This window comes from Zobellia nedashkovskayae (genome assembly GCF_015330125.1).
GTDB lineage: Bacteria > Bacteroidota > Bacteroidia > Flavobacteriales > Flavobacteriaceae > Zobellia > Zobellia nedashkovskayae.
This window is the reverse complement of record NZ_JADDXR010000002.1, coordinates 2,455,216-2,467,429: the sequence shown is the minus strand read 5'-3', so window position 1 is coordinate 2,467,429 and position 12,214 is coordinate 2,455,216. Positions and strand designations below refer to the sequence as shown.

General features: G+C 36.0%; 12 protein-coding genes and 1 tRNA gene. 9 read left to right on the top strand and 4 right to left on the bottom strand.

The window, feature by feature from the left end; genetic code table 11:
• Positions 1-112 precede the first annotated feature (112 nt).
• From IWB64_RS10325 to IWB64_RS10295, 8 genes are all read left to right on the top strand, one after another.
• Positions 113-1,168 carry a YHYH protein gene (locus IWB64_RS10325; protein ID WP_194533927.1) on the top strand — a complete coding sequence of 352 codons (1,056 nt, stop codon included), beginning with the start codon at positions 113-115 and terminating at the stop codon, positions 1,166-1,168.
• A gap of 73 nt (positions 1,169-1,241) precedes the next feature.
• Positions 1,242-1,790 (top strand): hypothetical protein, encoded by a 549-nt coding sequence (locus IWB64_RS10320; RefSeq protein ID WP_194533926.1) that lies wholly within the window; start codon positions 1,242-1,244, stop codon positions 1,788-1,790.
• 234 nt (positions 1,791-2,024) lie between these two features.
• Positions 2,025-3,356, top strand: a complete 1,332-nt coding sequence (locus IWB64_RS10315) for a cytochrome ubiquinol oxidase subunit I (RefSeq protein WP_194533925.1) — start codon at positions 2,025-2,027, stop codon at positions 3,354-3,356.
• Positions 3,357-3,359: 3 nt separating this feature from the next.
• Positions 3,360-4,433, top strand: coding sequence for a cytochrome d ubiquinol oxidase subunit II (gene cydB / locus IWB64_RS10310; RefSeq protein ID WP_194533924.1), 1,074 nt, complete (start codon positions 3,360-3,362; stop codon positions 4,431-4,433).
• 11 nt (positions 4,434-4,444) lie between these two features.
• Positions 4,445-4,744 carry a hypothetical protein gene (locus IWB64_RS10305; RefSeq protein WP_194533923.1) on the top strand — a complete coding sequence of 100 codons (300 nt, stop codon included), beginning with the start codon at positions 4,445-4,447 and terminating at the stop codon, positions 4,742-4,744.
• A gap of 144 nt (positions 4,745-4,888) precedes the next feature.
• Positions 4,889-5,014, top strand: a complete 126-nt coding sequence (locus IWB64_RS20540) for a hypothetical protein (protein WP_262893343.1) — start codon at positions 4,889-4,891, stop codon at positions 5,012-5,014.
• Positions 5,015-5,111: 97 nt separating this feature from the next.
• Positions 5,112-7,676: a glycoside hydrolase family 3 protein gene (locus tag IWB64_RS10300; protein WP_194533922.1), complete on the top strand. Its 2,565-nt coding sequence runs from the start codon at positions 5,112-5,114 to the stop codon at positions 7,674-7,676.
• Between the two features lie 525 nt (positions 7,677-8,201).
• Positions 8,202-8,984 (top strand): SPOR domain-containing protein, encoded by a 783-nt coding sequence (locus IWB64_RS10295; protein WP_194533921.1) that lies wholly within the window; start codon positions 8,202-8,204, stop codon positions 8,982-8,984.
• Between the two features lie 62 nt (positions 8,985-9,046).
• On the opposite strand, the gene IWB64_RS20430 is transcribed toward IWB64_RS10295, so the two are convergent.
• Positions 9,047-9,739: a helix-hairpin-helix domain-containing protein gene (locus IWB64_RS20430; RefSeq protein WP_226975854.1), complete on the bottom strand. Its 693-nt coding sequence runs from the start codon at positions 9,737-9,739 to the stop codon at positions 9,047-9,049.
• Between the two features lie 217 nt (positions 9,740-9,956).
• Between IWB64_RS20430 and IWB64_RS10285 the strand changes: the two genes are divergently transcribed.
• Positions 9,957-10,919, top strand: a complete 963-nt coding sequence (locus IWB64_RS10285) for a tRNA dihydrouridine synthase (RefSeq protein WP_194533920.1) — start codon at positions 9,957-9,959, stop codon at positions 10,917-10,919.
• 157 nt (positions 10,920-11,076) lie between these two features.
• On the opposite strand, the gene IWB64_RS10280 is transcribed toward IWB64_RS10285, so the two are convergent.
• From IWB64_RS10280 to IWB64_RS10270, 3 genes are all read right to left on the bottom strand, one after another.
• Positions 11,077-11,400 carry a hypothetical protein gene (locus IWB64_RS10280; protein WP_194533919.1) on the bottom strand — a complete coding sequence of 108 codons (324 nt, stop codon included), beginning with the start codon at positions 11,398-11,400 and terminating at the stop codon, positions 11,077-11,079.
• Positions 11,401-11,647: 247 nt separating this feature from the next.
• A tRNA-Arg gene (locus IWB64_RS10275) sits at positions 11,648-11,721 on the bottom strand.
• A gap of 4 nt (positions 11,722-11,725) precedes the next feature.
• Complete coding sequence (locus IWB64_RS10270) at positions 11,726-12,172, bottom strand: GatB/YqeY domain-containing protein (protein ID WP_194533918.1); 447 nt, start codon at positions 12,170-12,172, stop codon at positions 11,726-11,728.
• Between the last annotated feature and the right edge of the window lie 42 nt (positions 12,173-12,214).

The following is a 12,214-nucleotide window of genomic DNA, read 5'->3' as shown; positions in this document are numbered from 1 at the left end:
TAAACCATTCATTTGTGTACTTTTATAAAGTCGTATTATTTTGAGGTTTTACTTTTGAGAATAAAATTAAATCCAACTAGCGTATTTCATCAGAACCACATAACTAACCATCATGATAAAAAATCAATTTAAACTTCTCGCTTTAAGTTTATTACTAATAACAGGTTTTATAGCGTGTAAAGACAATAAATCTAGCGTAACAGATGATAAAGTGACTATCTCTGTTAAGAGCGAAAACTTTCTTTCTGGTGGATTAGCCGAACCTATTGTAATAGAAAGTAGAACCCTATCTGATGGTTCCACTGCAGATTGTTATAAAATAGTAGTTACCTCAACCCCCACAGATCACGAAATGGGACCTTGGTGCCCCAGTAATATTTCGGACGATGCATCTGCTGGTGGTATTTGGTTGGAAGATGGAAAAGTGTATGATGTAGATGGTGATTTTGTGAAAAATTTAGCCACCTTTTATGAAGATGATACCTGGATGTTATATGATAAGGAAACTGGCGAAATCACCAAAACAAAAAACCTACAAGAGTGCAAAGAAGCCGCAAACCCAAATGTAGGAGAAGAATATCAAAATTATTGTGTTGAATGTCTGCCTTCTTATATATCCGATATCCAACACACCTATTATATTCCTGTTACCCCTAAAAAAGCGGTTACCCCTTACACATTCTCAAGTAGACCAGGTGGCGGACCTCCTCCTGGAGCTGACGGACATGAAAGACCTGAACGACCAGAAGGCGGACCTAAAGGACATGGAGGTCCAGAAGGAAATTCAACTATGCCTTCAGATAGAGGATTAGCGTTTAACGGTGTGGTTTTTAACGCTCCTGCACCTGTAGATAATATTTTAGGCGCTTATACCTTAGCTCCATTTGACGATGCTGGTGGGCATATAAATTTGAATGCGGGTTATCATTACCATGCAGCTACAGGAGTTTCTAAAAAAATAAAACAAACAGATAATCATTCTGCCATGATCGGTTATGCCTTTGACGGATATGGAATATTTGAAAATACAGATGCAAACGGAAAAGAATACACAGATTTAGATGAGTCAAGAGGTCACTATGATAAAGTAAGAGGCTATCATTACCATGTAGACAAAGCAGGTAACAATAACTTTATTGACGGTCTACGAGGAGAATATGCACTTTAGAAAACCTATACTGCAACTTTTCATTTATTGTTTAATTCTAGGGAGCAAAGTAATATTTGCTCACAATCCGGATTTGTCTAATATTATAATTTCCAAAACTGATAGTGGGCAAATAATTTTACAAATCAACAGCTCATTAACCGCTTTTCAACAAGAAATTATTTACATAAACGGAGAAGGTGCTTACCAATCTCCAGAAGAATTTCAAAACCTTGTTCTTAATCATTTTAATGCTTCTTTTTCAATTATAACAAATGAGAAAGACACGCTACAATTTAAAAATCCACAGGTTTTTCTAGGTCATGAGACTAAATTAGTTACCGAAATTATTGGTCTACCAGAAACGGTAACTGCTATCCATTTAAAAAATGAAATATTTAAAGATATTCATAACAACCAATCTGTAGTTATTTTTTTATTAGATGATTTTCCAAAGAAAAAATATACGCTAAACAATACTAATAAACATCAGATAGCGATAGAACTTAAAGACGGAAAGTGGATGGAATTGAAAACAGTAAAAACTGATTTTAATTTTAAATACGTAGCGTACATAGCAATTCCTGTAATTGCGCTTTTGGTATTTTTTATAGTTAGAAAAAGAAAAAATATCAGTTCATAAAAGCTAATATTTTTCATATTCATCCAGTTGTACAAATTAAGGCAACAGTAATATTTAAAGCATACCTACCGCAATATTATCTTGATGGTTTAAATAAAAAGCCCATAATTTACTGCCCGCCCACGCATTGCACTCCATTACGAAACCTCTTCTTAAATTTATAACTAAAAGTGTAATCAATGTTACCCTCAAACTTGGCTTTATAGGTTATTTTTGCCCATATAATTTCATCTTATGGAAGACATGATTTTTTATGATAGATTGCAGTTTGCATTTACTATCACATTCCACTATATTTTTCCTCAATTAACAATGGGATTGTCATTATTGATAGTCTACTTTAAATGGAAATATCTCAGAAATAAAATTGAAAAATATAACGATGCCGCAAAATTTTTCATGAAAATTTTTGCCATCAATTTTACAATGGGCGTAGTTACCGGGATTCCTATGGAATTTCAATTTGGTACCAACTGGGCAAAATTTTCTGAGTTAACAGGTGGCATAATTGGCCAGACCTTAGCTATGGAAGGTATGTTCTCCTTCTTCCTAGAATCCTCTTTCTTGGCACTCTTTATTTTTGGAGAAAAACTAATGGGACAAAAACTACATCTCCTAACAGGATTTTTAGTATTCCTCGGGTCTTGGGCAAGTGGTTGGTTTATTTTAGCCACCAACGCTTGGATGCAACACCCGGTAGGTTATGAAATACTGGATAATGGCAAATTTGTATTAGAAAACTTTTCCGCTCTTTTTGGTAACCCTTGGCTCCTACCCGCCTTTTTACACAATCAGTTGGCTTCTGTTGTTACCTCTTCTTTTGTGGTAGCCAGTATAGGTGCTTTTTACGTTTTAAGAGAAAAGCAAATCGAACACGGTAAATTGTTTTTAAAGACTGGAGTTATTTTTGGTTTGGTTTCTAGTGTTTTGGTAGCTTTTCCAACAGGTGATTGGAATGCCAAAAATGTTGCACAGTATCAACCCGCTGCTTTTGCCGCAATGGAAGGTATTTTTGAAACTGAAAACGCAGGAGCGGAAATTGTACTTATTGGTCAGCCCAATATGGTAGAGAAAAAGCTTGATAATAAAATTGCCGTTCCCAACATACTTAGTTTTTTAACCTATCAAGAATGGCACAAGCAAATTCCTGGAATGGATAAATTTAAAAAGGAAGATTTGCCAGATAATATTCCCGCACTGTATTATTCTTACCATATCATGGTTGGTCTGGGCACCGTTTTTATGGGTATTATGGCTTTGGCCGTTTTCTTTTTGTGGCGCAAAAAATTATACAAAGCAAAAGGATTACTTTGGACTATTATGTTTTTGGTACCGTTTCCTTATATAGCAAACCTCACCGGTTGGTATGTAGCGGAATTAGGAAGACAACCATACTTGGTTTATGGCTTATTAAGAACAGTAGATGGTATTTCTCCCACAGTTTCATCTGGTAACACCTTATTTACTTTACTTGGTTTTGTTGCGCTATACATGCTTTTAGGCCTATTATTCTTAATCTTAGTTGGCAAAACTATTAATCAAGGTCCTAAACCTCAAACACATTAAATTATGGAAACATTTTGGTTCATAGCAATTGCTATTGTTTTAGCGGTTTTTTTCGTTTTAGATGGTTATGATTTTGGCGCAGGAATAATTCACTTATTCTTAGCAAAAACTGAGAGCGATAAAGAGGTCATTGCAAAATCTGCTGGTTTATTTTGGGACTCTAATGAAGTTTGGCTAGTAGCAGCCGGAGGTATGCTTTTTATGGCTTTCCCAACATTTTACGCGTCCGTTTTTAGCGGATTCTATTTACCCTTGATCATAGTTTTATGGTTAATTATTTTTAGAGCGATTGGGTTAGAATTTAGGGGCCAATTTAACTTTCAAATGTGGAAAGATATTTGGGATAAATCTTTTGGCGTTTCTAGTTTATTATTAGCATTATTTTTTGGGATTGCCTTGGGCAACATTGTTAGAGGCGTAAACCTAGGAGGTGTTGAAAACGGAGTGTCTATTTATGAAGGACATTATTTTTTCTTACCCTTATGGGATAGTAGTTTTAGTCCGCTAAGCGAAACACCCGGAATTATAGATTGGTTTACAATTATTATAGGTTTAATATCTGTGGTTACTTTGGCTATTCATGGTGCCAATTGGATTATTCTAAAAACCAATTCATCTATAAATGATAATCTCAAAAACGTTATTTTTAAGCTGAATATAGCGCTTGCGGCACTAACCCTATTTTCTTTAGTAGTATGGAAAACAGTAAACCCTAACTCACTAGATAACTTTGCACATAAACCTTATTTACTAATCTTCCCTATAATCTACTTAACAGGGTTAGTAGGTTTGTTTTTTATTAAAAAACTAAAGAAAGATATCCACGGTTTTGCGTTATCTACTTTATTAATACTAGGAGGAATTACGTCCTCATTAGCATCCTTGTTTCCTGTTATTTTACCATCTGTAAATTCAATAAACGAACCTTTAACCATTTACAATACCGCTTCATCTGAGTATGGTTTATCTGTGGCATTAACTTGGGGCATTCTTGGTTTTATCCTAATTTTCATATACATGATTGTCCAAAAAAGACTAATGGCCGGAAAAATAGACAAGATGGATTACGGTCATTAAGCGCAGTAGATATGACAGATACTTTAATTTCTCTGATAAGTATTTTCATTGGTATAATAGGAGCTAATGTTACAGCCTCCATTTTTAAAAAATATTCCTTTGGTGTAATAGGGAATACCATAGCCGGTGTTTTTGGTAGTATACTTTTAATCAAATTGTTTGGCAGGCTAGGTTTCTCCCCTCAACTAATAATGTATAAGGGCAATTTTCATCTTAGCCTATTTATTATAAATTCTATAGTTTCATTTGTTGGAGGAAGTCTTGCCGTAATCCTGATATCTAAACTGAAGAATAAAATGAATAAATCCTAGGAGTAATCCTAACAAAAACTATTTACTTCAAAAAACACACATACAACCAAAAAAGCCTCATTATGAGGCTTTTTTGGTTTAAGCCTAATATTCAATTAGTTTAGTGTAAAAACAAAACTAGTAGGAAAGTTTAAATAAAGATATATGTTCTTCAATACCACAACAAGAATAGGTAAAATACTCATGGTTAATACCGATTTAGAAAAAGAGAGAATAAAAGAATTTATTGATATCTGGGTAAAGTTGGAAGAATATGAAAATAAATTATAAGCTAGCTAATTAAATTTAGGTTTTAGAAATATAGTACCTTATACCAACATCCTAACAACCACCGACTATAATATAAATACCAAAAAAAAACTACACTATGCACACTAACAGGTCTTCACTCTTGTACATTTCGCTCTTATTCGTTGTCCCTATTCTATTTTTGGGCTGCACGCAATTAAAAACACCTGTAGAGTCACCCAAAGTAATAGATACCGATAAAAAAATGGACGAAGCTGAATCAACAACAGAAATTAAGGTTCACCCAGAAGATTGGGCAATCATTAAACCGTTACCATTAAACCCAGCTATTGAAGCACAAATAGATGAACTATTGCCTAAATTAACTTTGGAACAAAAAGTAGGTCAGGTTATTCAAGCAGACAATGGATCTATTACTCCAGAAGAACTAAAAAAATATCGTTTGGGATCTATATTAAGTGGCGGTAATTCAGCACCGGGACCACTACCCTATGCAGACAGCAAAACATGGTTGGCAAAGGCCGATGAATATTATAACGCCTCCATTGACCCCGAAGGCGTAGAGGTCGCCATCCCGTACATATGGGGAATTGATGCAGTACATGGTCACACTAACCTACGTGGTGCAATTGTCTTTCCGCATAACATTGGACTTGGCGCCATGCACAACCCGGATTTAATTGAAAAAATAGCCTCGGTAACTGCTCACGAACTTACGGTCTCAGGTCACGATTGGACCTTTGCACCAACGTTGGCGGTACCTCAAGACCTGCGCTGGGGAAGAAGTTATGAAGGATTTTCTGAAGACCCGGCAATCGTTAAATCGTACGCAGACCGTATTGTATATGGCCTACAGGGTCGTATTGGAGATAAAGATTTTATGGGTGATGGCCACGTGATATCTAGTGCTAAACACTTTTTAGGTGATGGAGCCACAGAAAATGGAGTTGATCAAGGTAATGCCAAGATTAGCGAAAAAGAATTACGAGATGTCCATGCCCAAGGGTACTATAGCGCTATACCTGCCGGGGTACAGACCGTAATGGCCTCCTTCTCTAGCTGGGAGGGCAGAAAACTGCACGGCGATAAAGAACTATTAACAGACGTACTAAAAGGCAGAATGGGCTTTAATGGCTTTGTTGTTGGAGATTGGAATGGTCATGGTCAAGTTCCCGGATGTACAAATACAGATTGCGCAGCATCTTTAAATTCAGGTTTAGATATGTATATGGCTCCTGATAGTTGGAAAGGATTGTATGAAAGCACCTTACAGCATGTGAAGGACGGAACCATCCCAATGAGCCGTTTAAATGATGCCGCACGCCGTATCCTAAGAGTAAAAATTGCCTCTGGAATATTTACCAAAGGAGCACCAAGTACCCGTAAAAATGCAGGTGACGAAAATTTATTGGGCCTTCCTGAAAACAGGGCCATTGCACGGCAAGCTGTACGGGAGTCTATGGTTTTACTAAAGAATAACGGTGGTGTATTACCACTAGATGCATCAAAAACTATTATGGTAATTGGTGATGGGGCAGATAATATTGCTAAAATTAGTGGAGGCTGGACGCTTTCTTGGCAAGGTACAGGCCATACCAACGATGAATTCCCTAATAGCCAAACTGTATTAGACGGTATAAAAGAAGCTGTAAATGCAGCTGGTGGAAAAGTAATCTTTTCGGCAAATGGTGAATCTAATGAAGCAGTTGATGTGGTAATAGCCATATACGGAGAAGACCCATATGCTGAGTTCCAAGGAGATTTAGAAAATCTGGATTTTGTTCCAAATGGTTTTGACACCAACACATTAGACAAGTTCCGCAGTAAAGGTACTCCTGTAGTGTCTGTATTTTTATCTGGGCGACCACTATGGGTTAATCCAGAGATAAATAAATCAGATGCATTTGTTGCCGCGTGGTTACCGGGTAGCGAAGGTGGTGGTATATCAGATTTATTATTCAAAAGAGACCCATCATATGAATTTACTGGCAGCCTATCTTTTGCATGGCCAAGCAACGCAGTGGTATCCGCAGACTTGGCAACACGAGAATCTACAAAATTGTTTGAGTTAGGTTATGGCCTCACTTATGAAAATGATATGGTCATAGATCAACTTTCTGAAGATTCTGGTCTAGAGAATACGGAGGTAGTCTCAACAGGTGTATTTTTCAATAAAGGTACAGCTGTCGCTCCCTGGAATTTATGGCTTAAAACAGGCGACTTGAACAAACAAATCGGTAGCTTCCCTACGTCTGTTGGAGGCTTGCTAGTCAGTAAGACTGACCATACTGCGCAAGAAGATGCTTTACGTATTAATTGGACGTTACCAGATTATGATCAACTTCTTGTAAGTACAGCTTCTCCTAGTAATATGAGCCGTCAAACAAATGGAGCAATGGAACTGACCTTTTTCGCTAAATCCTTCAAAAGCAACGATGCCTCTGTTAAAATCGGGATGTGCAGTGAAGGCGCCACTTGTGACCAAACATTGGATATAAATATAGTAGCCAATGAATGGCGAGAATATAGAATTAGCTTAAGCTGCTTTGCTACTTTGGGTATTGATATGAGTAAAATTAGCAGTGCATTTATGATAACCGCCGGTGAAGGCACTGATATTGGACTTAGTCAGATTCGTTTAGAATCAGACATTGATGCTAAACCAGGCTGCAGTGGTATGTAATAATTTCCTTCCTTGATAATCTGGATAGAAAAAAAATAAAGAGTAGTAATTAACTGAAAAAAACTCTAATTCTTAAATTAATTTCAAAGAGGTAAATGACAATGTCTTTACCTCTTTTTTAATGCAAAATAATATTGATGCCCAAAAAGAGGTGATTTTTCATTTTAAATGCAAGTGTCAATACTATCCTTATTTGCTCCTTGTGATATTGCTCAAAAGACTAAAAGTAACATCCATAAAGTAGGAATTACAATCCACACATGACTAGTATTTTGCAGACAGGAGAAAATTCCCCTCTATATTACTTTTAAATTTTACAACCCATTTCTCTACAAAATATTAACTATTTAAATAGTGAAAGCGAAACGAAAATTGAGAGAATTATAAAAACAATTCGCCAATGTACTAAGCATAAATACCGACTATAATGATTGGGTAACAAGGTATAAATCAACAAAAAGCAACATTATACCTTATATTTACATTTCTAGATAACCTAACCAGTTTTAACTATAAACCACAACTATGAATCCTAAAAAGGATGTTTTTGAAACTTCAGAAGAAAAATGGAATTTTATAATTGCTTTAATCGTCATTGGCCTCTTCTCCGTATTCATCTATCAATTTTTCTTTAAATCTGAAGAAAATCTGGTAGCTGAAACACCAACTGATTTGGATGAATCACAAATAGAATCCGCTTCTTATTCCAAGATAGATGAAAAAGAAAACCAATATCTCTATGTAGGTTCCAAAACCTATGAATTGAAGAAAATAAAAACCGAAGATGCGCATCTGATAGAAATAGACAGTGCCGTGGTCATCTCAGATATTATAAATAGTAAGCCTGTTGTTTTAGAAACTGTTTTAGAAACTGAATCTTCGGACAGCAAAACTATAGCACCAATTGATGAACAAAAAGAAGATTTGGAAATTACGGAGCCCTCTAAAGACAAAATGAGTATTAAAGATACTATTGCAACGCCAGAAGCTTCATCAGAAACAGACGTAAAAGCACCACCAGCTATCGAAAGAGCTCAGGCCAAGCCTGAGCGTAAAACCGATTCCCAGACAACCAACCTAACATATAACTGTGTTATAATAGTTGGTGTTTTCAGAGAGCAAAACAATAAAATTGCCATTATCGAAAAACTGAAATCAATGGGTTACAATTACTCAGAAGGTGTTTTACGAAAAGGTATGAACTATGTTGGCGTACCTACTGCCTGCAATGATGAACCAGGAAAGCAAAAACTTTTACAAGAACTGAACATTGCTTTTGGTATAGATTCATGGGTTAAGAAACTTTAGTCTAAAGCAAAAAAAAAGCCGTAAAAGTTAACTTACGGCTTTTTTTTTCTTCAATCAGAAACTTATTTGCCCCCGTCTAGTTTATCCTGTAACTTTTTTAATTCATCCCATTTATCGGCACTAGCTAATTTAGCTTGTTTTGGCCAAGAACCTGGTTTATGCATAGTATAACGAGGTCCGGCTTCTTTTAAAATACCTTCTAGAACCTTAACCGTTGTTTTACTTAGTTTTTCAAAAGTCCCAATACCTTTCTCTGTTAAAATAGAAGCTATTTTAGGTCCTATACCTTCTATCTTTTTTAAATCATCTTTTTTCGCTTTAGAAACAGGTTTCTTTACAACAGGTTTCTTTGCGACAGGCTTCTTAACAACCTTTTTTACTGGTGCTTTTGCGACCTTTTTTACAGTTTTCTTAACTGGTTTCTTTTTTTGCTCAGGCATTGAGCTCAAATCAACCACACTATTATCTACACCATCATAAGGGGAAGGTACATACGCATCTGCATCGTGGTCATTGAACCAACCTTTATCCGTACTCAAATAACGAAACTCATAACTTTTTCCAATCTCAAGCTCTATAGTCTTGGAATAAGAGCCGTTCTTTTTATCCATTTGATACGAACTGTCGTTAGTCTGCCAATTATTAAAGTCACCCAACAACAAAACATCCGATGCACTTGGAGCTTCGGTTTTTGCAACCTTGAATGTTACTAAAGCATGTGAACTCTTACCTTTTGTCTTTTTTACTAATGCCATATGTCTAGAATTTGTTTCTTATATAAAAGTAACACAGAAATTACTCATTTCCATAAACTTAGGTTAACAAATTCCTTATTTTAATTCATTACAAACAAATGAAGCCCTTTTAGAGAACTATATCTCATAAAAAAACAATTGGAAAATATCGCTTACAAGCGATTCCTAAGCGGTAATCTTAAGCAAAAAGCTATCTTTACGCCTTCAAATTAAATGAATGCCCTACACACTATTATCCTCCCCGTTACAAGGTTTTACAGATGCTACTTTCCGTAATGCACAACAGAAGTTCTTTGGAGGAATAGATACCTATTACGCACCGTATATTCGGTTTAATAGGAAGATGATCATAAAGGGTTCGTACCAACGAGATTTAAACCCTGAAGCAAATACCACTTTAGAACTTATTCCACAAGTAATGACAGCGGATGTTGATCATTTCATATTCGTTATAAAGTACATTCAATCATTAGGGTACACAGAACTTAATTGGAACTTGGGTTGCCCCTACCCCATGGTTACCAATAGCGGAATGGGTTCTGGTCTTATTTGTAATACTGAAAAAATAGACCACATTTTAGATCGCGCACATAGTGAAACAGATGTTACCATCTCTATGAAAATGCGTCTTGGCTATGAAAATAGTAATGAAATATTAGATGCTTTTCCCATTCTAGAAAAGTACCCTCTTAAAAATGTAGCCATTCATGCCCGCCTTGGAAAACAATTATACAAAGGTGGTGTAGATCTTGACGCTTTCCAGAAGTGTATAGACGTCGCTAAGCACACTTTATACTATAATGGTGATATAACTAGTGTTGCCCAGTTTAAAGCAATGCGAGAGCGGTTCCCTTCTATTGAACATTTTATGATGGGCCGCGGTCTTATTGCCGATCCTTTTTTACCAAGTATGATTAGGGCAGACACTACAGAATACCCAGCTGATAGATGGAATATTTTTAGGGAATTTCACGACACCATTTACCAACAGTATGATGCCATGCTTTCCGGGCCAACGCCCATTAAAATGAAGATGCTTGGTTTTTGGGAGTTCTTCTCTCAATCTACACACAATCCGCAGAAAGTCTATAAAGCCATTAAAAAAGCTGGTAACCCGTTTAAATATAAGCAAGCTGTAGGAGAAATTATGGCCGCTCAAAAAAGACAACCCAAAGCATAATTTATTTTTAGTATACCCAGCTTAACAACCAATACAAATCTTCCAACTACAGAATAGAAAAACAATTGAGTTAAAAACTTTATAGGCTATGCAGAAAATGATAATCTGTTTTAATCTATTTAATAATTTCTACCAATTTTCTATTTATCTATTGAAATCAACCACCTAAACATCCATCAAAATTTGGACAGATATGCGGTAACAGAATCCAGACATGAATAAAAAATAGGATAATAAAAAGTAATCCTATTAATAAGGCATGACTAATATAAACCTCATCTCCCGCAGGCTTGATTACTGGCCACAACAAACCAAAAACTCCCGTTACAAACAAAAAGAAAGGTATACCCGAAGAAAAAATAAGAAACTGAACACTAAATTGATCTTTCAAGGCACCATAAAAAATAAATCCTATAACTAAAGATAGAATTAATAAAATCCAGTAAACTTTTTTTCCTGTACCATTTTTAACTGTAGCCATGATATATGATTTTTTAATTAGCACTACATAAAAGTACTGGGAATCAAGGCAATATTAAATGACCTACATCATACAATGAGGTTATTAGCAAAAAATGAGTTCGTGTAATTCTATCTTAACCATTAACACTGTTGACCTAAGAATTCTATTACAGGTATCTTAAAATCAATGAAGGTTGTAGTTAAATGTAGAATACTTTGAAACAAAAAAAAGCTACTAATTAAAATTAGTAGCTTTAAAAATAAAGTGACCCCGGAGGGATTCAAACCCCCAACCCTCAGAGCCGAAATCTGATGCGCTATTCAGTTGCGCCACGAGGCCAATTTTATGCTAATTTTTGTTTTACTATGGCAGAAATGGTTTTACCATCGGCCTGACCGGCCAATTCTTTGGACACCATGCCCATGACCTTGCCCATATCTTTCATTCCTGATGCTCCTGTTGCATCTATAGTTTGTACTACTACTTTTTCTATTTCTTCTTCAGTAAGCTGCTCAGGCAAAAACTTTTCCAATACCGCTATCTGTGCCAATTCTGGCTCAGCGAGGTCTTCTCTACCTTGTTCCGTAAAAATAGCAGCACTGTCCTTACGCTGTTTTACTAGCTTTTGAACAAGTTGAATCTCATCATCTTCCGTCAACTCCTTATCAGTACCACTGGTCTGTGCCATAAGCAAGGCAGACTTAATGGCGCGTAGCGATTCTAAAGCAACTGTATCCTTTGCTTTCATTGCCGCTTTCATCTGCTCCATTACCTTTTGTTGTAAGCCCATGACATTTTTATTTAGGATTGCGAAGATAAAAAATAAACCCGA